Source organism: Telluria sp. AZSoR62 (assembly GCF_058111565.1).
Map to the genome: position 1 here is coordinate 121,031 of NZ_JBYTST010000008.1, position 18,858 is coordinate 139,888.

Annotated in this window: 19 protein-coding genes and 1 tRNA gene; 7 read left to right on the forward strand and 13 right to left on the reverse strand. The window is 67.2% G+C overall.

Features of this window, described 5'->3' with window-relative positions; translation table 11 throughout:
- The first annotated feature begins 62 nt into the window (after window positions 1–62).
- From lipB to AC3XQU_RS14130, 3 genes are all read left to right on the forward strand, one after another.
- A complete protein-coding gene (gene lipB, locus AC3XQU_RS14120) occupies window positions 63–752 on the forward strand; it encodes a lipoyl(octanoyl) transferase LipB (RefSeq protein WP_489874791.1) in 690 nt (229 codons plus the stop codon).
- A gap of 25 nt (window positions 753–777) precedes the next feature.
- Window positions 778–1,773 (forward strand): lipoyl synthase, encoded by a 996-nt coding sequence (gene lipA, locus AC3XQU_RS14125; protein WP_489874792.1) that lies wholly within the window; start codon window positions 778–780, stop codon window positions 1,771–1,773.
- A 116-nt stretch (window positions 1,774–1,889) separates the two neighbouring features.
- Entirely contained in the window at window positions 1,890–3,878 is a 1,989-nt protein-coding gene (locus AC3XQU_RS14130; RefSeq protein ID WP_489874793.1) for a helicase-related protein, read from the forward strand.
- Between the two features lie 12 nt (window positions 3,879–3,890).
- Here the strand turns inward: AC3XQU_RS14130 and AC3XQU_RS14135 are convergent, their stop codons facing one another.
- Window positions 3,891–4,784, reverse strand: coding sequence for an MBL fold metallo-hydrolase (locus AC3XQU_RS14135; protein ID WP_489874794.1), 894 nt, complete (start codon window positions 4,782–4,784; stop codon window positions 3,891–3,893).
- A gap of 117 nt (window positions 4,785–4,901) precedes the next feature.
- Between AC3XQU_RS14135 and AC3XQU_RS14140 the strand changes: the two genes are divergently transcribed.
- Both AC3XQU_RS14140 and AC3XQU_RS14145 read left to right on the forward strand, forming a co-directional pair.
- Window positions 4,902–5,891 (forward strand): GlxA family transcriptional regulator, encoded by a 990-nt coding sequence (locus tag AC3XQU_RS14140; protein ID WP_489874795.1) that lies wholly within the window; start codon window positions 4,902–4,904, stop codon window positions 5,889–5,891.
- Between the two features lie 68 nt (window positions 5,892–5,959).
- On the forward strand, window positions 5,960–6,385 hold the full coding sequence (locus AC3XQU_RS14145) for a PaaI family thioesterase (protein WP_489874796.1): 426 nt from the start codon (window positions 5,960–5,962) through the stop codon (window positions 6,383–6,385).
- 4 nt (window positions 6,386–6,389) lie between these two features.
- Here the strand turns inward: AC3XQU_RS14145 and AC3XQU_RS14150 are convergent, their stop codons facing one another.
- The 5 genes from AC3XQU_RS14150 to AC3XQU_RS14170 all read right to left on the reverse strand — a co-directional run bounded on the left by AC3XQU_RS14150 (window position 6,390) and on the right by AC3XQU_RS14170 (window position 9,878).
- On the reverse strand, window positions 6,390–6,908 hold the full coding sequence (locus tag AC3XQU_RS14150; RefSeq protein WP_489874797.1) for a TlpA disulfide reductase family protein: 519 nt from the start codon (window positions 6,906–6,908) through the stop codon (window positions 6,390–6,392).
- Between the two features lie 54 nt (window positions 6,909–6,962).
- Complete coding sequence (locus AC3XQU_RS14155) at window positions 6,963–7,583, reverse strand: BON domain-containing protein (protein WP_489874798.1); 621 nt, start codon at window positions 7,581–7,583, stop codon at window positions 6,963–6,965.
- Window positions 7,576–8,172, reverse strand: coding sequence for a phosphoheptose isomerase (locus AC3XQU_RS14160; RefSeq protein ID WP_489874799.1), 597 nt, complete (start codon window positions 8,170–8,172; stop codon window positions 7,576–7,578). The genes AC3XQU_RS14155 and AC3XQU_RS14160 overlap by 8 nt, the downstream gene beginning before the upstream one ends.
- Window positions 8,173–8,239: 67 nt before the next feature.
- Window positions 8,240–8,599 carry a YraN family protein gene (locus tag AC3XQU_RS14165; protein WP_489874800.1) on the reverse strand — a complete coding sequence of 120 codons (360 nt, stop codon included), beginning with the start codon at window positions 8,597–8,599 and terminating at the stop codon, window positions 8,240–8,242.
- A 1-nt stretch (window position 8,600) separates the two neighbouring features.
- Window positions 8,601–9,878 (reverse strand): penicillin-binding protein activator, encoded by a 1,278-nt coding sequence (locus AC3XQU_RS14170; protein WP_489874801.1) that lies wholly within the window; start codon window positions 9,876–9,878, stop codon window positions 8,601–8,603.
- A gap of 11 nt (window positions 9,879–9,889) precedes the next feature.
- Between AC3XQU_RS14170 and rsmI the strand changes: the two genes are divergently transcribed.
- Window positions 9,890–10,801: a 16S rRNA (cytidine(1402)-2'-O)-methyltransferase gene (gene rsmI, locus AC3XQU_RS14175; protein WP_489874802.1), complete on the forward strand. Its 912-nt coding sequence runs from the start codon at window positions 9,890–9,892 to the stop codon at window positions 10,799–10,801.
- A 65-nt stretch (window positions 10,802–10,866) separates the two neighbouring features.
- On the opposite strand, the gene AC3XQU_RS14180 is transcribed toward rsmI, so the two are convergent.
- Window positions 10,867–11,520 carry a hypothetical protein gene (locus tag AC3XQU_RS14180; protein WP_489874803.1) on the reverse strand — a complete coding sequence of 218 codons (654 nt, stop codon included), beginning with the start codon at window positions 11,518–11,520 and terminating at the stop codon, window positions 10,867–10,869.
- 73 nt (window positions 11,521–11,593) lie between these two features.
- On the opposite strand from AC3XQU_RS14180, the gene AC3XQU_RS14185 reads away from it, so the two are divergent.
- Window positions 11,594–11,670, forward strand: a tRNA-Pro gene (locus AC3XQU_RS14185).
- A gap of 119 nt (window positions 11,671–11,789) precedes the next feature.
- Here the strand turns inward: AC3XQU_RS14185 and AC3XQU_RS14190 are convergent.
- From AC3XQU_RS14190 to bioF, 6 genes are all read right to left on the reverse strand, one after another.
- The gene (locus tag AC3XQU_RS14190; RefSeq protein WP_489874804.1) at window positions 11,790–12,710 is read right to left on the reverse strand and encodes a hydroxymethylglutaryl-CoA lyase; all 921 of its coding nucleotides are present in this window, start codon (window positions 12,708–12,710) and stop codon (window positions 11,790–11,792) included.
- A gap of 6 nt (window positions 12,711–12,716) precedes the next feature.
- Window positions 12,717–13,646, reverse strand: a complete 930-nt coding sequence (locus AC3XQU_RS14195; protein ID WP_489874805.1) for a 2-hydroxyacid dehydrogenase — start codon at window positions 13,644–13,646, stop codon at window positions 12,717–12,719.
- A 39-nt stretch (window positions 13,647–13,685) separates the two neighbouring features.
- Window positions 13,686–15,710, reverse strand: coding sequence for an acetyl/propionyl/methylcrotonyl-CoA carboxylase subunit alpha (locus tag AC3XQU_RS14200; protein ID WP_489874806.1), 2,025 nt, complete (start codon window positions 15,708–15,710; stop codon window positions 13,686–13,688).
- 65 nt (window positions 15,711–15,775) lie between these two features.
- The gene (gene bioB, locus AC3XQU_RS14205; protein WP_489874807.1) at window positions 15,776–16,810 is read right to left on the reverse strand and encodes a biotin synthase BioB; all 1,035 of its coding nucleotides are present in this window, start codon (window positions 16,808–16,810) and stop codon (window positions 15,776–15,778) included.
- 21 nt (window positions 16,811–16,831) lie between these two features.
- Window positions 16,832–17,662, reverse strand: a complete 831-nt coding sequence (bioD, locus tag AC3XQU_RS14210; protein ID WP_489874808.1) for a dethiobiotin synthase — start codon at window positions 17,660–17,662, stop codon at window positions 16,832–16,834.
- The gene (gene bioF / locus AC3XQU_RS14215) at window positions 17,659–18,858 is read right to left on the reverse strand and encodes an 8-amino-7-oxononanoate synthase (protein WP_489874809.1); all 1,200 of its coding nucleotides are present in this window, start codon (window positions 18,856–18,858) and stop codon (window positions 17,659–17,661) included. Before bioF ends, bioD begins: the two co-directional genes overlap by 4 nt.

The window sequence follows — 18,858 nt, forward strand, 5'->3', positions numbered from 1 at the left end:
CAGGCGCGAGCCATCGCGCTGGCTTATAATGGCAGGGCTGTCCATATTCCCGCTTGATACCCATGCTCCCGACCCGTCCTGCCACGCCGCTCATCCGCGCGCTCGGCCGCGCCGACTACGAACCGACTTTCGCCGCGATGCGCGCCTTTACCGACGCGCGCACGCCCGAGTCGCAGGACGAACTGTGGATCGTCGAGCATCCGCCCGTGTTCACCCTGGGCCTGGGCGCCGATCCCTCCCACGTGCTCGCGCCTCACGGCGTGCCCGTGGTCCAGACCGACCGCGGCGGGGAAGTGACCTACCACGGGCCCGGCCAGGTCGTGATCTACCTCCTGATGGACCTGCGCCGCAACAAACCGGGCGGCAAGCTGTATGCGCGCCAGTTTGTGGAGAAAATCGAACAGGCGGTCATCGATGTGCTGGCGGCGTATAATCTCGCGGGTGAACGTGTCGCCGGCGCGCCCGGCATCTACATGGCAGGCGGCCCGCGCAAGGGTGCGAAGATCGCCGCCCTTGGCCTGAAGGTACGCGGCAACGGCTGCACCTACCATGGAGTGTCGCTGAACGTGGCGATGGACCTGGCCCCGTTCACCTGGATCAACCCGTGCGGTTACTCTGGCCTGGCCACGGTCGACATGCGCACGATGGGTGTGGAAGCCCCGCTGGAGGATGTCCAGCAGGCGCTGGCGCGCGAGTTGGTGCGCCAACTGGCATCGGCCGAAGCGGCCGGGCCGGCAACGAACAACCTCTAAAGGAAGCCCGCCAGGGCACGAGCCTATGACTACCGAAACCACCAACGCCGGCGACGTCGCGGCTCCCGTCTACAACGCCAGCGACAAGCAAAAAGGCGCCAACAAGACCTCGCGCATCCCGATCAAGATCGTGCCGATCGCCGACGCCGAGCGCCTGAAAAAGCCGGACTGGATCCGCGTGAAAGCCGCGACCGCGTCCTCGCGCTTCTACGAGATCAAGGACATCCTGCGCGCCAACAACCTGGTGACGGTGTGCGAGGAAGCCAGCTGCCCGAACATCGGCGAATGCTTCGGCAAGGGCACCGCGACCTTCATGATCATGGGCGACAAGTGCACCCGCCGCTGCCCGTTCTGCGACGTCGGCCACGGCCGCCCTGATCCGCTCGACGTCAACGAGCCGGGCAACCTGGCCAAGACCATCGCCGACCTGCGCCTGTCGTATGTCGTGATCACCTCGGTCGACCGCGACGACCTGCGCGACGGCGGCGCCGGCCACTTCGTGGAGTGCATCCAGAAGACCCGCGCCCAGAGCCCGAACACCAAGATCGAAGTGCTGGTGCCGGACTTCCGCGGCCGCCTGGCCAAGGCGCTGGCGATCTTCGCCGACGGCCTGCCGGACGTCATGAACCACAACCTGGAAACCGTGCCGCGCCTGTACAAGGAAGCCCGTCCGGGCGCCGACTACAAGCACTCGCTCGAGCTGCTGCGCGATTTCAAGGCGCTGTACCCGCACGCGGTCACCAAGTCCGGCATCATGGTCGGCCTGGGCGAGACCGACGAGGAAATCCTGCAGGTGATGCGCGACATGCGCGAGCACAACGTCGAGATGCTGACCATCGGCCAGTACCTGGCGCCGTCGAACTCGCACCTCCCGGTGCGCCGCTACGTGCACCCGGACCAGTTCAAGAAATTCGAGGAAGCCGCCTACGAGATGGGCTTCGTGCACGCGGCCGTGGGCGCGATGGTGCGTTCGTCGTACCACGCGGACGTGCAGGCGCATAACGCGGGCGTCGCCGCCTAAGCAGCCAATGCGGGGCGGCGCTGCCGTCCCGCTTGCAACTCCACGCGTGCGCCGCAACGGTGCACCTGCGCTTGCTACGATATAGTTGATAGCAACTAGACATCAAGCAAGCGACCATGACCCATTCCCCTACCGACCCGGACGACACCCAGCACGACGACGACTTCCTCGAGCGCGAACTCGACTTCGCCGAGCGCGGCATCGAGCTGGTAAAAATGGAAGGCCGCGTGTTCCTGCGCTTCTCGGGCGAAGTGCGCTACGAAGGCTTGCGCGTGCCCTACCGCCTGGTGCCCGCGCGCGGCGTGCTGGCCAAGCCGAGCAAGTGGCGCAAGATGGACATGCTGGCCCGGCGCGACGTGCTGGAAGAACGCGCCACCCCCGACGCGCTCGAGCAGCTGCAGACCGAAGCCGAAGACTTCGTGCGCCACATCGCCGAAGAGGCCGACGATTTCGGCTGGAACCCGATGCTCTTCCTCGACGTGCTCGACGAGCTGGAAACCTCGGAGCCGGCCGAGTACGTCTTCCAGCGCATCACGCAGCGCCTGGCGCATGCGGTCGAGCGCGAGCAGGAAGAACGCCACGCGGCGCGCACCAAGGAAAGCATCAACCTGGCCGAGTATCCCGAATCCTTCGACGTGGCCAGCCGCATGCAGCGCAAGTTCATCGCCCTGCTGGGCCCCACCAACTCGGGCAAGACCCACCGCGCGATGGAAGCGCTGGCCAAGGCCGACAGCGGCGTCTATCTCGCGCCCCTGCGCCTGCTGGCGCTGGAAAACTACGAGCGCCTGCAAGCCGCGCGCCCGCACGGCAAAGAAATCAAGGTCAGCCTGGTCACCGGCGAGGAACGCCGCATCGCCGAAGGCTCCACCCATGTCGCCAGCACCGTCGAGATGCTGGACACGAAGACGCCGGTCGACGTGGCCGTCATCGACGAGATCCAGATGCTGGCCGACCGCGACCGCGGCGCCGCCTGGACCGCGGCCGTGTGCGGCGCGCCGGCGTCGACCGTGTTCCTGGTCGGCGCACCGGAAGCGCGGCGCGCCATCGAAGCCTTGGCCGAACGCCTCGAAGTGCCGCTCGAGGTGCATGTGTTGAAGCGCATGGGACCGCTGGCGATGGAGCCGGCGCCCGTGCGCAAGCTCGGCAACCTGCGGCGCGGCGACGCCGTGATTGCCTTCTCGCGGCGCGATGTGCTGATGTGGCGCGACATGATCACCGAGAAGGGCCTGTCGGTGGCCACCGTCTACGGCAACCTGTCGCCGGAAGTGCGGCGCGCCCAGGCCGAGCGCTTCCGCGAAGGCCAGGCCGACATCGTGGTCGGCACCGACGCACTGGCGATGGGGCTGAACATGCCGATCGCCCGCATCGTGATGACCACGGCGGTCAAGTACAACGGGGTCGAGGAAGAAGAGATCTCGGCGGCGCTGGCCAAGCAGATTGCGGGCCGGGCAGGGCGCTACGGCGTGCATGAAGAAGGTTTCGTGGCCGGCTACGACGACGAGACCCATGCCGTCATGCGCTCGCTGATGAAGGAGAAGATCCCGCCGGTGGCGGCCAATGGTTTCGCGGTGGCGCCCTCGCTCGAGCAGCTGCACCGCATCTCGTCGGTGACGGGCGAGACCTCGCTGGTCAAGCTGCTCAAGCGTTTCGTGCACAACATCGACGTGCCGGACGGCTTCTTCTACCCGCGTATCACCGAAGAGCAGAACGAACGCGCCGAATGGCTCGACACGCTGCCCTTGAGCGTGGCCGACAAGTTCATGCTGTCCCTGGTGCCGATTTCGAGCCGGGTCCCGACCCTGCAAAGCGCCTGGGAGCACTGGGCCCTGTCGCTGGCCAAGAAGCGCGTCTGCAAGCTCACCCCGCCCACGCAGGAGCTGTTCTACATGAACCTGCAGGAGGTCGAGGACACCTGCCGCATGTATTCGGCCTATGCCTGGCTGGGCTACCGCGAGCCGGAATTCTTCCCGAGTATCGAGCTGGCGCAGCAGCTGGCGCGCGAAGCATCGGAACGGGTCGATTCACTGCTGCAGCAGCAGAACACGGCGGCGCGGCAGAAGGGCGGGGGCCACAAGCAGGGCGGCGGCGCGCGCCGCCGCCGTTGAACCAGCTGCCGGTCAGAACTGGTAAGCCTGGCCGTCTTCCGGCACCAGCACGCGCCGCGCATCCATGCCGGTCGCCTTGATATGCGCGCGCAGGTCGGCGCGGCTTTGCATCATGTGGTTGACGGCTTCCATGTGGCTGCCGATGACCGTCGCACCGGGCGCGGCCTGGTAGGCGCGCGACAGGTCGTCGCGGCCCATGATGATCGAGCCATCGAAGCCCTGCAGCCGGGCGTAGCCGGTGTTAAGCACGATCACGTCCGGCCGGTAGTTGCGGATGGCCTGGTCCACCTGCGCATGCCACACCGTGTCGCCCGCGATGTACACGGTCTTGTGGCCGGGACGCTGGAACACGATGCCCGACACCTGGCCCAGCAGGGCGCCCGCGGGCGACGCCATCATGGCGTCGCTGCCGTGCTGGCCGCCGGTCCTGGCCAGGCGCACGCCCTGGAACTCGGTGGCGCTGCCGAGCACCCGCACGTCCGTGAAGCCATCCTTGCGAATCGCCTGCGCGTCGGCCTCGTTCTGTGCGAATACCGGAATGGTCTTGGGCAGCAGGCGCTTGGCGGCGTCGTCCCAGTGATCCAGGTGGGTGTGCGAGACGATCACCGCATCGGCGCGCATGACCTCGTCCACCGGCATGGGCAGTTCCACCAGCGGATTGCGCAGCTCGCTGTTATAGGTGCCCGCGAAGCCCGGATACGCGCCTTTGGCGGCGAGCATCGGGTCGACCAGGAAGGTCGTGCCGCCATACGTGACCTTGAGCGTCGCATTGCGGATCTGCTGGACGCGGACGGCCGGCGCCGCGCCCGTGCCGGCTTGCGGGTCGATCGCGCCTGCCGGGGTAGTGCACCCGGCAAGCAGGGCCAGGGCGGCGGCGAAGGGGATGGAATAGGGGGAAAAGCGCATGATGGGTCCTGTGGTGTGGTTGGCAAGAAGGCAGCTGCCTTCTCCTTGACGCCATTCTCAAGCCAGCGGTCGTGCACGAAAAGTGGCCTGAAGGACGATCTGCGATAAAATCGGGCCATGCCTCCACATGAACTGCCGCGCCGGCGCTACCGGGTCGCCATCGTCGCCTTCGACGACATCACGCCTTTCCATTTGTCCGTGCCTTGCCTGGTCTTCGGCACGGTGCGCGACGAGCCGGCGGCGCCGGCCTTAGACGTCGTGGTCTGCGCCGTCGAGGCCGGGCCCCTGCGGACCTCGGCCGGCTTCGGCATTACCGCCGAACGGGGACTGGAGGCGCTGGAGGATGCCGACATCGTGTTCATGCCGGCCTGGCACGACGACTGCCGTCCTGCCCCGGCGCTGCTGCTCGAGGCGCTGCAACGCGCCCATGCGCGCGGCGCGACGGTGATCGGTCTGTGCCTGGGCGCGTTCCCGCTGGCCGAAGCGGGCTTGCTCGACGGCCGGGGGGCGACCACGCACTGGGGCTGCGCCGACGCCATGGTGTCGCGCTATCCGAAGGTGAAGGTCGACCGGGAGGTCTTGTATGTGGACGAAGGCAGCGTCCTGACCTCGGCCGGCGTCGCGGCCGGCCTGGATTGCTGCCTGCACCTGCTGCGCCGGCTTGCCGGCGCGGAAGTCGCGAACCGTGTCGCCCGCAAGCTGCTGGTGGCGCCGCACCGCCAGGGCGGGCAGGCGCAGTTCATCGAACGTCCGCTGCCGGTGTCGCACAGCGACAGCCGGTTCGCCGTCGTGCTGGCATGGATCGTGGAGCATCTCGGCGAGGACCACAGCATCGATGCGCTGGCCGGGCGGGCCGCCATGAGCCGCCGTAACTTCACCCGCCACTTCCGCCAGGCGACCGGCGCCTCGTTCAAGCAATGGCTGCTGAACCAGCGCGTCGCCTACGCGCAGCGCATGCTCGAAGGCAGCGACGTATCGATCGACCACATCGCCCAGCAGGCGGGCTTCGGCTCGGCGCTGTCGCTGCGCCAGCATTTCCGCGCCAGCCTGCACACTTCGCCCTCGGCCTACCGCAAGCTGTACCGGATCGCGCAACCCGCTGCCTGATGGCCCGGCCTGCAGCCGGCAGGCGCAGGGTGTACGATCTCGGTTTTTCGACAACCCAGGAAACACCAGTGAGCATCGATTCGAAACACAGCCCGGAATCCTTCAACGAATTCGGCAAGCCCTACCTCCCCGGCCACCTTGGCATCCGCATCACGGAAGTAGCCGAAGGACGCGTCTGCGCCGAGCTGCCGGTCCTGCCCCACCTGCTGGCGCCGAACGGCTACCTGCACGCAGGCAGCGTGGTCACGCTGGCCGACACGGCAGCCGGCTACGCCTGCATCGCCAACCTGCCGGAAGGCGCACACAGCTTCACCACCATCGAACTGAAATCGAACCACCTGGGTACGGCGCGCCAGGGCACGATCGCCGTGGTGGCGACCGCCGCGCATCTGGGGCGCACCACGCAGGTATGGGATGCGGTCGTGACCGACAAGGATAGCGGCAAGACGATTGCGCTGTTTCGCTGCACCCAGATGATCCTCTACCCGAAGTAAAGGATCAGCCGGCGAGCTCTTTCTCGATCAGCTTGTGCAGGACCGGGAATTCCGGCTCGCCGACATAGCGCTTGATGATCTTGCCGTTCTTGTCGATCAGGAAGGTCGTCGGCGTCAGGGTGACGTCGCCGAACTGCCTGGCGATGTCGCCGCCCGAGTCGAGCGCCACGATGAAGGGCAGCTTGCGGGTCTCGGTAAAGTTCAGCACGTAGTTGGGCGGGTCGTACTGCATCGCCACCGCCACGAACTGCAATCCCTGTCCCTTGTACTTCTCATAGGTCTCGACCATCTGCGGCATCTCCTTGACGCAGGTGACGCAGGAAGTCGCCCAGAAATTCACCATCACGACCTTGCCGCGCATGGACTGGGTGCTGATCTTGTCGCCGGTGATGCTGATGAAGGTGACGTCGGGTGCGGCACTGCTGGTGTTGAACGAGGCGTAGCCGATGCCGGCCAGCGCCAGCACGACCGCGCCGATGGCGGCGGGCCTGAACCAGGAGCGGGAAGAGTTGGATGCGGTCATGGGGAAGTGGATAAGAAAACGGCAGGACCGACAGTCCTGCCGCTGCAAGCAGGCTTAGGTCGCCGGGCCCGACTTGACGTCTTCTTCGCTGATGTACTCGAAGATCTTGACGACGCGGTTCACGCCGGCGACGCCCTTGGCGACATCGGCCGCGATATTGCCTTCGCGCGGCGTGACGAGGCCCATCAGGTAGACCACGCCGCGCTCGGTGGTGACCTTGACCGAGCTGGCCGAGATGGTCTTCTTGTCGACCAGGCTGGCCTTGACCTTGGTGGTGATCAGGGCGTCGCTCGAACGCGAGGTGTAGCTCGACGGGCCGGCGACTTCCAGCTCGTTGACGACCGAGATCACGTTGGCGATCGCGCGCACTTCGCGCTCGGCCGCCTGCTTCATGGCTTCGTCGCGCACTTCGCCGGTCAGCAGCACCTTGCGGTTGTAGCTGGTGACGTTGACGTGGCCATGCTCGCCGGTGAGCTGCTGCATCTTGATCTCGGCCTTGACGTTGATCGACTTGTCTTCGGTCTGCATGCCGATGGTACGGCGGTCGTTGGCAGAGACAGCGGTCATCACAGCGCCGCCTACGGCCAGGCCGACGCAGCCCGACAGCGAGGCAGCCAGCGCGGCGCCCAGTACGATTTTTGATACCAGGCCGGCCAGCGGGCGCATGTTATTCATTCTCATCTCCTCCGAACAATGCGACGTCGATGCCGTCGCAAATGCAGTGAATCGCAACCAGATGCACTTCCTGGATGCGAGCGGTACGTGCATGCGGCACGTTGATATGGACATCGGCATCGGTCAGCAGCTTGGCAAGCGCGCCGCCGTCCTTGCCGGTGAAGGCCACGATACGCATCTCGCGTTCCAGCGCCGCTTCCACCGCGGCCAGCACGTTGGCCGAATTGCCCGAGGTCGAAATCGCCAGCAGCACGTCGCCGGCCTGGCCGAAAGCCTGCACCTGCTTCGAGAAGATCTCCCGGAAGCTGTAGTCGTTGCCGACCGCCGTCATGATCGAGGTATCGCAGGTCAGGGCAATGGCGGGCAGCGGGAAGCGCTCGCGCTCGAAACGGCCGACGAGTTCGGCGGCAAAGTGCTGGCAGTCGGCAGCGGAACCGCCGTTGCCGCAGGCCAGGATCTTGTTGCCGTTGGACAAAGCGCCGAACATGAGTTCGATCGCCTGCGAGATGGGTTGGGCGAGAGTAGCAGCCGACTTCATTTTCAGGTCGGCGCTCTCCTGGAAGTGAGCGAGGATGCGTTGAGTATTCATAGCCGGGGATTATAGTGTAGTAGCAAGCACCGGCGGGCAACCCCGGTAAAAATTGCTTACATTTCAATCAGTCAATGATGACATTCTCTAGCCACTCGACCCGGTTGCCATCGATGGCGACCACGTCGAAGCGGCAGGGCGGGGTGACGGGGAAGCGCAGCAGGTAAACCTGTGCTGCCCGCCGCAGGCGGCGGATCTTGGCGGGCGTGATGCTGGCGGCTGCGCCGCCGTGTTCGCTATCGGCGCGCTGGCGCACCTCGACGAACACCAGGGTCTCGCCATCGCGCATGATGAGGTCGATTTCGCCGCCCTTGCAGCGGAAATTTTCCTCGACCGGCTGCAGGCCCTGGCGTTTCAGGTGGCGCAGGGCAGCCTGCTCCCAGTCGCGGCCCTGGGCCTGCCGCAACGACAGGCGCAGCGGCCACATGTCAGCGCCCGAAAGCTGCCGCTTCGAAGTTGCCGCCGTCGCGGTAGACCGTGCCGGTCTCCACGCGCCGGAAGGAAGGGGCGCCCGAGCCATTACCCATGTCGATGGACAGGCGGCCGGTGACACCGTCGAGCTGGAAGGCGCCGGTGGGGCGCAGGGCCAGCTCGCGCGCGATGCGGTAGGCATCGATGCCGAGCGCGTACAGGCGCTGCATGTCGAAGCCATCGAGGGCGCCGCCCCAGCGCGGATAGCTCGCCACCAGCGGGTGCTCGGGCTGCACGGTCCAGGGCAGGTCGAGGATGCGCACGCCGGCCAGCTCGGGCGCCTGGGTCGCGGGGTCGCGTCCCGGATTGACCGAGGCGGTGCCATAGGTGGGCAGCGAGGTGCCGATGGCGCTGCGCACCTGGCGCAGCTGCACCGCGTCGAGCGCCGCGAAGATCAGTTGCGGTGGATCCGCCTGCATGCGCGCACGCAGCTCGGCCAGCGCGTTGCCGTCCACATAGCCGTCGCTGCTGGGCAGGTCGACCACGGAATTGTTCAGGCCCAGCTGCGACCAGCGTGCGGTAAAGGCGCCGGTCAGGCGCTGCTGCCAGGTGGCCGGGCCGGTGAGCACCAGGGCGCGGCCGCCCGGCTGTTCGGCGGCGGCCCAGTCGGCGACCTGGCGCGCCTCGTCTTCGAGCGAGAGACCGACCACCAGCATCTGGCGCGGCAGCGCGCCGTCCAGCTGCGGATGGTTCAGGGCAATGGTGGGTTTGCTGACAACGCCGCTGGTGGCCAGCGCGGCCACGGCGGGCCTGGCCAGCGGCCCGACCACGATGTCGTGTTGCGGCGCGGCGCGGGCATAGGCATCGAGCGTGGCCTGGGTGGAATCGCTGGTGGGAATGACGTTGACGGTGACGCCGGTGCGGTCGCGCTCATAGCCGGCCATGAAGCCGGCCCGCACCGCTTCGGCAGGCTGGGCCAGCGAGCCGGACTCCAGTGGCAGCAGCAGGGCGATGCGCACGCCGGCCCGGGGAAGCACATCGGCGGCGAGCGGGCGGCCATCGCTCGAGGGCGGCAGTTCGACCGGGCTGGTGCGGGCAGGTTCGACCGGAGCAGGGGGCGTATAGCCGGGTTCGCTAGGCGGCGGACTTGCACTCGGCGCGGCGGGCGCGCACAATCCGCCCGGTACGCCGCAGCCGGTGTCGGGTGGCAAGGGCGTACTGCCGCATCCCGCCAGCAGGCCGGCCGAGGCCAGCGCAGTTGTCGCAAGCAGTGCCTTGATATTTTTCTTCAGCATCGGAACCCCTTATGACAGAACAGCAGACCATCGACATCGCCCGGCTACCCGTCATGGGCGAAGCGGCCCAGCAGTCCTATCCTACCGCAACGCTGTATGTCGTGGCTACACCGATCGGCAACGTCACCGACATCACGCTGCGCGCCTTGCACCTGCTGGCGCTCGCCGATGTCGTGGCCTGCGAAGACACCCGCAAGACCGGTGCGCTGCTGCAGCGTTTCGGCCTGACCAAGCAAACGATTGCCGCGCACATGCACAACGAGCGCGAGGTGGCCGACAAGATCGTCGAGCGCCTGCAGGGCGGGCAACGGGTGGCGCTGGTGTCCGACGCCGGCACCCCGGCCGTATCCGACCCGGGTGCGCGCATCGTCGATGCGGTACGCGCCGCCGGCCTGAACGTGGTGCCGCTGCCGGGACCGTCGGCCGCCATCACGGCCCTGTCGGCCAGCGGCCTGGTGAACGACCGTTTTCACTTCGTCGGCTTCCTGCCGGCCAAGCCGAAGCAGCGCGAATCGGCGCTGGCGCTGCTGGCGCGCGAGGCCTCGACCCTGGTCATCTATGAAGCGCCGCACCGGATCGTCGAATGCGTCGAAGGCCTGGTGGCCACCTTCGAGCCGACCCGGCAAGTCGTGTTCGCCCGCGAGCTGAGCAAGATGTTCGAGGAAATTCACCGCTGTGAGCTGAAGGAGGCGCTGGCCTGGGTCCAGGCCGACCAGCACCGCGAGCGCGGCGAATTCGTCGTACTGGTGGAGGGCGCCGTCGCCGAGACGGACGCCCAGGATGCCGAGGCCGAGCGCATCCTGCAGATCCTGCTAACGGAATGCTCGGTCAAGCAGGCCGCCAACCTGGCGGCGCAGATCACGGGCCGCAAGAAGAACGCCTTGTACGACCGCGCCTTGGAAATCAAGGAAAGCCAGGGCTAGAACAGCCGCAGTCCGTAGGGTGGGCAGGTTTCCTGCCCACGCGGTCAAGCTCTCGAACTATTGCATCACCATTTACACCCACTATCCTTCTTGTCCATCGCCAAAAACAGCGGCGCCAGCAATCCCCCCGGAATCCCATCCTTGCAATTGCGCCGCTTCGCCTTGCTGATCGCCCGCGCAGCCTTCGTTTCCGTCTCCAGCGGCGGATCCGGAAACTGCGCCAGCGCCGTTCCTTCCCGCCCCAGCTTGGTCTGACCCGCCAGCGCGCGCGCCGTCTGCCTGGCCGCATCCAGGTCGAACTTCGGCGCGTCGTCCGGCGTCGCGTCCGATTCTTCCGGCTGCTGCACGACGAACGCGTCCGACGACTCCTGCTCCCGTGATTCCGGCACCGCAATCACCCGCTTCGCCGTCGACTTAGGCGTGCTGCGCACCGGCTTCGCCCGCGCGGCCGGCGCCTGGGGCGCATCTTCCACCCGCGGCGGCACGGGCGGCAGCACGGGCCGGATCGACACGACCAGGGGCTCGGCTTCGGGCTCGAATGCGGGCAAGGCCGGCCCGCTGTGGCGATAAGCAAACATCATCAGCACGTGCACCGCAATCGACACGCCAATGCCCGCAAGGAAGCGCCGGTCTGCCCGCGCCCTGTCCTCACCCATGTCGCCGTGCGCTGTGAAATTCACAATATTGTCCGCCTGATCATTGTCGAAATGACGAGCCAAAGAATACGGTGAGTCACTTATTTTGCCCTTAAACCTTGACCGAAGCACGATGAGCCGATATGATCTTGGTCTTCGGAGTGTAGCGCAGCCCGGTAGCGCACCTGGTTTGGGACCAGGGGGTCCAAGGTTCGAATCCTTGTACTCCGACCAGCATTAAGAAAAAAGCCGACAGTGAACACTGTCGGCTTTTTTCGTTTCTGGGGGATTGGCGCCACTCGGAGGCTGGCGCTGGCCGGCTTGACAGCCGCCAGGGCCAGAATCAAGGCTGATCAACCGGCCCGCTTGGCCGCGATGGCATTGCCCGCGCGGCTGGCGCCCTTGCGGCCCAGCTGCTGCGAAATGAACTGCCCGGCGTCGACCACCTGGTCCAGGTCGATGCCGGTCTCGATCCCCAGGCCATGCAGCAGGTAGAGCACGTCCTCGGTCGCCACGTTGCCGGTGGCGCCCTTCGCATACGGGCAGCCGCCCAGTCCCGATACCGACGAGTGGAAGATCTCCACGCCCACTTCCAGCGCCGCATAGATGTTCGCCAGCGCTTGCCCATAGGTGTCGTGGAAGTGGCCCGACAGCTGCTGCAGCGGGAATTCCCGGCTGGCCGCCAGCATCACGCTTTGCGTCTGGCGCGCCGTGCCCACCCCGATGGTGTCGGCGATGTCGATCTCGTCGCAGCCCAGGTCGCGCATGCGGCGCACCACGTCGGCCACGGCTTCCAGCGAGACCGCGCCCTGGTAAGGGCAGCCGAAGGCGGTGCTGATCGAGCCGCGCAGGCGCAGCCTGTTCGCCTTGGCGGCCTTGGCCACCGGCTCGAAGCGCGCGATCGATTCCGCGATCGAGCAGTTGATGTTCTTTTGCGAGAAGGCTTCCGAGGCCGAGCCGAAGATCACGACCTCATCGGCCTTCGCTGCCAGTGCGGCCTCGAAGCCCTGCATGTTCGGGGTCAGCGCGGAATAGATCGTGCCGGGCAGGCGTTCGATGCCGGCCATGACCTCGCTGCTCGTGGCCATCTGCGGCACCCATTTCGGCGACACGAAGGACGCCGCCTCGACGTTGGCAAAGCCGGCGTGCGCCAGGCGGTTGACCAGCTCGATTTTCACCGCGGCCGACAGCGCCTCTTTCTCGTTCTGCAGGCCGTCGCGCGGCCCCACTTCGACAATCTTGACCTTGTTCGGCAAGCTGGCTGGTTGGTTCATGCTGTTTTAGTATCCTAATTGGCGGTCGACGAGGTCGCCGACCGGTTGGCCGCTTTCCAATGCCGCGATCTTGTCGGCGATCTGGCGCACGGCGTCATGGCGCACCGTCAGCGCCGAGATATGCGGGGTGATGGAAATGCGCGGCTCGTTCCAGAACGGGTGCGGCGCCGGCAGCGGCTCGTGGCGGAACACGTCGAGCGTAGCGCCCGCGATGTGGCCCGAGCGGATCAGGGTCATCAGGTCGGGTTCGGCCAGGATCGGGCCGCGCGCAACGTTGATGAGATAGGCGCCGGGCAGCAGCTTGCCCATGTTGTGGCGGTCGAGCAGGTTCGACGTTTCGGGCGTGAGCGGCAGCATGCACACCAGCACGCGGGTGCCGCGCAGGAAAGCGTCCAGGCCATCGGGGCCATGGAAGCACTCCACGCCTTCGATAGCCTTGGGCGTGCGGCTCCAGCCGCGTACCGGGAAACCGAACAGGCGCATCGCCTCGACCACCGGCAGGCCCAGCCTGCCCAGGCCCATGATCCCGACCGGGAAATCCTGTTTTGGAATCTGTGGCAGCGGGTTCCAGGCGCCGTGCCGGGCCTGCTGCTCGTATTCCTCGAAACGGCGGAAATAGCGCAGCACGGCATGCGTGACATATTCGGCCATCTGCACGCCCATGCCGGCGTCGCCCAGGCGCACGATTGGAACGGGCGGCAGCGCGTCGCCCAGCTTGAGCAGGGCGTCGACGCCGGCGCCCATCAGGAAGATCGCGCGCACGTGCGCGAGCTGGTCCAGCAGGGCCGGCGTGGGACTCCACAGTACGGCATAGTCGCAGGGCGGCAGGGCTTCGCCTTCGCGCCAGGCGACGGTGTCCACCTGCGGCATCAGGGCGGCGAATTCGCGCGCCCAGGGCTCGATCACGCCGTCGCCGCGATACAGCAAGATGCGCATGACTCCCCCTCTGGTTATTGTTGTGCGTGTTGGCTGATGTTACGCCGCTTTGAACGCCAGCAGCGGCGCCCCATCGGCGACCTGGTCGCCGACCTGGTACAGCACTTCTTCCACCAGGCCGTCGCTCGGCGCCGCAATCGTATGCTCCATCTTCATGGCCTCCATGATCACCAGCGCCTCGCCTTTCTTCACTTCCTTGCCGGCCACGGCCAGCACGGCCACGACCTTGCCCGGCATCGGCGCCGTCAGGCGGCCTCCGGCGGCTTCCTGCTCGCCCGCATGGGCCATCGGATCATTGTACGCCAGCGTGAAATGACGGCCGCCCGTGAAGACGTGGAACAAGTCGCCGTCGCGGCGCACGCTGCCGTGCAGCGAGGTCTCGCCCAAACGGATGGTCAGTTCGGCCCCTTGCCGGCGAACCAGCGCGAGCGGCTGGCGCTCGCCATTGGCGTCGATTTCCCAGCCGTGGGAGGCGTAGGTCAGGCCTACCTGGTAGCCGCCTTCCTTGCCCGTGAACTCGTCGGCAAAGCCCAGCACGCGGCGGTAGGCGCTGTTCATGCGCCAGCCGCTGGCCTGCGCCCACGGCTCGGCGGGATTGCCGGCGCCGCGCTGGCTTTCGCCAAGGCTCAGGGCCAGCGCAGCCAGTGCCAGCGCGCCCAGCGGCGCGGCGCTTGGCGCCGGGAACAGGGTGTCGCCATGGCGTTCGATCAGGCCGGTGTCCAGGTCGGCAGTCGAAAAAGCGTCGCCTTCGACCAGGCGCTTGAGGAAAGCGATGTTGGTCGCCAGGCCCACGATCTGGAATTCGCTCAGCGCCTGCGACAGCCGCGCCAGCGCCTGGGTGCGGTCCGCGCCCCAGACGATCAGCTTGGCGATCATCGGGTCGTAGTAGGGCGAGATGGCGTCGCCCTCGCGCACGCCCGAATCCACACGCACGGGCGCTGGGTCCAGGCTCGAGCCGCCCAGCTCGAACTCGACGGCGGCTGGCGTGTCCATGTGGCGCAGCGTGCCGATCGAGGGCAGGAAGCCCTTTTCCGGGTTCTCGGCATACACGCGCGCTTCGATCGAATGGCCGTGGATCGCCAGTTCGTTCTGTTTCTTCGGCAGCGGCTGGCCGGCGGCCACGCGCAGCTGCCACTCGACCAGGTCGGTCCCCGTAATCATCTCGGTGACCGGGTGCTCGACCTGCAGGCGCGTGTTCATCTCCATGAAGTAGAAGGAGCCGTCCTGGTTGGCGATGAATTCGACCGTACCGGCGCCCACGTAGCCGACGGCGCGCGCGGCGTTCACGGCCGCTTCGCCCATGGCGGCGCGGCGGTCCGGCGGCATGTTCGGCGCCGGCGCTTCTTCCAGCACTTTCTGGTGGCGGCGCTGCACCGAGCAATCGCGCTCGTGCAGGTAGATGCAGTTGCCATGCGTGTCGGCGAACACCTGGATCTCGATGTGGCGCGGGCGGATCAGGTATTTCTCGACCAGCACCTTGTCGTCGCCAAAGGAACTGATCGCTTCGCGCTTGCACGAGGCCAGCGCCGCTTCGAAGTCTTCCGAGCGCTCGACCACGCGCATGCCCTTGCCGCCGCCGCCGGCGCTGGCTTTCAATAGCACCGGATAGCCGATGCGGTCGGCCTGCTCGCGCAGGAAACCAGGTTCCTGGTTATCGCCGTGGTAGCCCGGCACCAGCGGAACGTTGGCGCCTTCCATCAGCTGCTTGGCGGCCGACTTGGACCCCATCGCGCGCATCGAGGAACCCGGCGGGCCGATGAAGACCAGGCCGGCGGCCTGCACGGCTTCGGCGAATTCCGCGTTCTCCGACAGGAAGCCATAGCCCGGGTGGATCGCCTGCGCGCCGGTGGCCTTGGCCACCTCGATGATCTTCTGGCCGCGCAGGTAGCTTTCCTTGGCCGCGGCCGGGCCGATCAGCACCGCCTCATCGCAGACCGCCACGTGTTTCGATCCCGCGTCGGCTTCCGAATAGACGGCGACGGTGCGGATACCCATGCGGCGCGCGGTGGCGGCGACACGGCAGGCGATTTCGCCACGGTTGGCGATGAGGATTTTGGTGAACATGCGTTGTCTTTCGCTTCTTGATGATCAGTTTATGAGCGGCCGTGTCTCCCCGGCCGCAGCGTGGTTCAGCAGGCGCAGGCGGCTTTCGGGGCCGAATCGAGCGTCGCGGCGCGGGTCTTCAGGCCCAGCTTCTCGAGCAGCACGCGGTCGTCGTCCGCCTCCGGGTTGCCGGTGGTGAGCAGCTTGTCGCCGTAGAAGATCGAGTTGGCGCCGGCCATGAAGCACATCGCCTGCACGGCTTCGCCCAGTTCGCGGCGGCCGGCCGACAGGCGCACGCGCGCTTCCGGCATGGTGATGCGGGCCACCGCAATGGTGCGCACGAATTCGATCGGGTCGAGCTTTTCGATGCCGTGCAGCGGCGTGCCTTCCACCTGCACCAGGTGGTTGACCGGGACCGATTCCGGATACGGGTTCAGGTTGGCCAGCTGGGCGATCAGGCCGGCGCGCTGCTCGCGCGTCTCGCCCATGCCCACGATGCCGCCGCAGCAGACCTTCAGGCCGGCGCTGCGCACGCGGCCCAGCGTGTCCAGGCGGTCCTGGTATTCGCGGGTCGAGATCACGTTGTCGTAGAAGTCGGGCGCGGTGTCGATGTTGTGGTTGTAGTAGTCCAGGCCCGCGCGTTTCAGTTGCTCGGCCTGGCCTTCTTCCAGCATGCCCAGCGTCGCGCAGGTTTCCATGCCCAGCGCCTTCACTTCACGGACCATCGCCTCGACCTTTTCCATGTCGCGTTCCTTCGGGCTGCGCCATGCGGCGCCCATGCAGAAACGCGTGGCGCCGCTGGCCTTGGCCTGGCGCGCCGCGTCGAGCACGGTGTCGAGGTCGAGGATCTTCTTGGCCTCGACGCCGGTGTCGTAGCGCGCGGCCTGCGGGCAGTAGCCGCAATCCTCTTCGCAGCCGCCGGTCTTGATCGACAAGAGCGTGGCCAGTTCGACGTCGCCGTCCGGGAAATGCGCGCGGTGCAGGGTCTGGGCACGGTGCATCAGCTCCGGGAACGGCAGTTCGAACAGCGCCAGCACGTCGGCCAGCGGCCAAGTGGCGTTTTCCGCCTGCTTGATGGCGGCGACAGGGCGGTGCAGGGCGACGGTGTTAAGTTGGCTCATTTCGTTTCCTTCGTTGTGAGACTAGACGCGTGGGGAATGCCAGCCCGGCAATCCCGACAGGTCGATGAATTCGGCGGCGGCGGCAGCCGACGGGTCTTGCAGGCGCGGCACATGGCCCAGCAGCGGCGCCGGGATGCGCTGCTCCAGGGCCGCGATATTCTCGGCTTCGAAGCGCATGTCCGGGTCGACCGTATTGGCGACCCAGCCGGCCAGCACCAGGCCGCGCGCGACGATCGCTTCGACCGTGAGCAGCGCGTGGCTGATGCAGCCCAGGCGCAGGCCGACCACCAGCACCACCGGCAGGTTCAGTTGCGCGGCCAGGTCGGCGCTGTCGAAGTCGTCGTTGAAGGGCACGCGGAAGCCCCCCACGCCTTCGACCACCACGGCGTCGGACGCCGCGTGGATTTCGGTGTACGCGGCCAGGATCGGCACGGCTTCGATGGTCACGCCTTCCAGTGCGGCGGCGATATGCGGCGCGGCCGGTTCCTTGAGCATGAACGGGGTCGTGATACTGGAGGGCAGGTGCACGTTGCCGGCCGCGCGCAGCATGTCGGCGTCCTCGTTGTGCAGTTCGCCGTCGACCATGGTGGCGCCGGCCGCGACCGGCTTCATGCCGCAGGCACGGCGCCCGCTCGCGGCCAGCTTGTGCAGGATGGCGCTGGAGACCAGGGTCTTGCCGATCTCGGTGTCGGTGCCGGTGACGAAGCAGCAAAAGCGCGAGGGAATGCCCTCCGCTGCGAGCGCTTCGGGCTGGGTCTCGCGCACCGGTTCCGCCACTTCCGCGACGCCCTCCGCATGACCCGGCGCGATCACGTCCGGGGTCAATGCCCTCGGCTCGTTCAAATTGTTCATGTCGTGGCCCTTTCCAGTTCATTGAGCGCGCCGGCCAGCAGCATCACTTCGTCTACCGTGTGCGCGGCCGACAGGGTCACGCGCAGGCGCGCGGTGCCGGGCGCCACGGTCGGCGGGCGGATCGCCGGCACCCACAGGCCCTGCTCGTGCAGGCCGGCGGCGGCGCGCAGCGCGTCCTCGTTGCTGCCGATGATCACGGGCTGGATCGCGGTGGTCGACGTCGCCAGCTGCCAGCGGCGCAGGCGCAGCGCGCCCTGCAGCTTGTCGACCAGGGCCGCCAGGTGGGCGCGGCGCTGCACGCCTTCCGGGCTCTCGATGATATCCAGGCTGGCCTGCAGCGCATGCGCCAGCGCCGGCGGGGCGGCGGTGGTGTAGATGTAGGGGCGCGCGCGCTGCACCAGCAGCTCGATCACGCTGGCATGCGCGGCAATGAAGGCGCCGCCCACGCCGGCCGCCTTGCCCAGGGTGCCCATGTAGACCAGGTTCGGCGAGCGCAGGCCAAAATGCTCGAGCGCGCCGCGGCCGCTTTCTCCCAGCACGCCGAAACCGTGGGCGTCATCCACCACCAGCCAGGCGCCGTGGCGCTCGCACAGGGCCAGCAGCGCGGGCAAGGGCGCCAGGTTGCCGTCCATGCTGAAGACGCTGTCGGTGACGACGATCTTCGTGCCCGCACTGCTGGCCTGCAGTTGCCGTTCGAGGGCGGCGACATCGCCATGCGGATAGACCGTCACGCCCGCTTTCGCCAGGCGGGCGCCGTCGATCAGCGAGGCATGGTTCAGCGCTTCCGAGAAGATGATGGCGTCCGCGTCGGCGCCCAGCGCGGTGAGGATGGCCAGGTTGGCCATGTAGCCGGTGCACAGGTAGAGCGCCCTGGCTCGCTCGATATGCGGCGATAGCCACTCGGCCAGGCGCTCTTCGAGCAGCGCATGCGCGCGGCTATGGCCACTGACCAGGTGCGAGGCCCCGCTGCCGGCGCCGTAGCGGCTGGCGCCTTCGCGCAGCGCCTCGACCACCTTCGGGTGGGCCGCCAGGCCCAGGTAATCGTTGCTGCAGAAGGCCAGCATGGGGCGGCCATCGACGACCTGGCGCGGGGCGCAGGCGCTGTCGGCCACGCGCAGCCGGCGCGTGAGGCTGTGCGCGGAAAGCAGGTCGAGCTTGCGGTCGATGGCGGCGACGATGTTTGGAAATGCGTCCAT

Excerpts from the sequence above, each read along its gene's own strand:
- AC3XQU_RS14130 (WP_489874793.1), top strand. The coding sequence starts at position 1,890 with ATGACCCATTCCCCTACCGACCCGGACGACACCCAGCACGACGACGAC.
- AC3XQU_RS14190 (WP_489874804.1), bottom strand. The coding sequence starts at position 12,710 with ATGAACCAACCAGCCAGCTTGCCGAACAAGGTCAAGATTGTCGAAGTG.
- AC3XQU_RS14160 (WP_489874799.1), bottom strand. The coding sequence starts at position 8,172 with ATGAATACTCAACGCATCCTCGCTCACTTCCAGGAGAGCGCCGACCTG.
- lipB (WP_489874791.1), top strand. The coding sequence starts at position 63 with ATGCTCCCGACCCGTCCTGCCACGCCGCTCATCCGCGCGCTCGGCCGC.
- AC3XQU_RS14200 (WP_489874806.1), bottom strand. The coding sequence starts at position 15,710 with ATGTTCACCAAAATCCTCATCGCCAACCGTGGCGAAATCGCCTGCCGT.
- bioF (WP_489874809.1), bottom strand. The coding sequence starts at position 18,858 with ATGGACGCATTTCCAAACATCGTCGCCGCCATCGACCGCAAGCTCGAC.
- AC3XQU_RS14140 (WP_489874795.1), top strand. The coding sequence starts at position 4,902 with ATGCCTCCACATGAACTGCCGCGCCGGCGCTACCGGGTCGCCATCGTC.
- AC3XQU_RS14165 (WP_489874800.1), bottom strand. The coding sequence starts at position 8,599 with ATGTGGCCGCTGCGCCTGTCGTTGCGGCAGGCCCAGGGCCGCGACTGG.
- bioB (WP_489874807.1), bottom strand. The coding sequence starts at position 16,810 with ATGAGCCAACTTAACACCGTCGCCCTGCACCGCCCTGTCGCCGCCATC.
- lipA (WP_489874792.1), top strand. The coding sequence starts at position 778 with ATGACTACCGAAACCACCAACGCCGGCGACGTCGCGGCTCCCGTCTAC.
- AC3XQU_RS14170 (WP_489874801.1), bottom strand. The coding sequence starts at position 9,878 with ATGCTGAAGAAAAATATCAAGGCACTGCTTGCGACAACTGCGCTGGCC.
- rsmI (WP_489874802.1), top strand. The coding sequence starts at position 9,890 with ATGACAGAACAGCAGACCATCGACATCGCCCGGCTACCCGTCATGGGC.
- AC3XQU_RS14155 (WP_489874798.1), bottom strand. The coding sequence starts at position 7,583 with ATGAATAACATGCGCCCGCTGGCCGGCCTGGTATCAAAAATCGTACTG.
- AC3XQU_RS14135 (WP_489874794.1), bottom strand. The coding sequence starts at position 4,784 with ATGCGCTTTTCCCCCTATTCCATCCCCTTCGCCGCCGCCCTGGCCCTG.
- bioD (WP_489874808.1), bottom strand. The coding sequence starts at position 17,662 with ATGAACAATTTGAACGAGCCGAGGGCATTGACCCCGGACGTGATCGCG.
- AC3XQU_RS14150 (WP_489874797.1), bottom strand. The coding sequence starts at position 6,908 with ATGACCGCATCCAACTCTTCCCGCTCCTGGTTCAGGCCCGCCGCCATC.
- AC3XQU_RS14195 (WP_489874805.1), bottom strand. The coding sequence starts at position 13,646 with ATGCGCATCTTGCTGTATCGCGGCGACGGCGTGATCGAGCCCTGGGCG.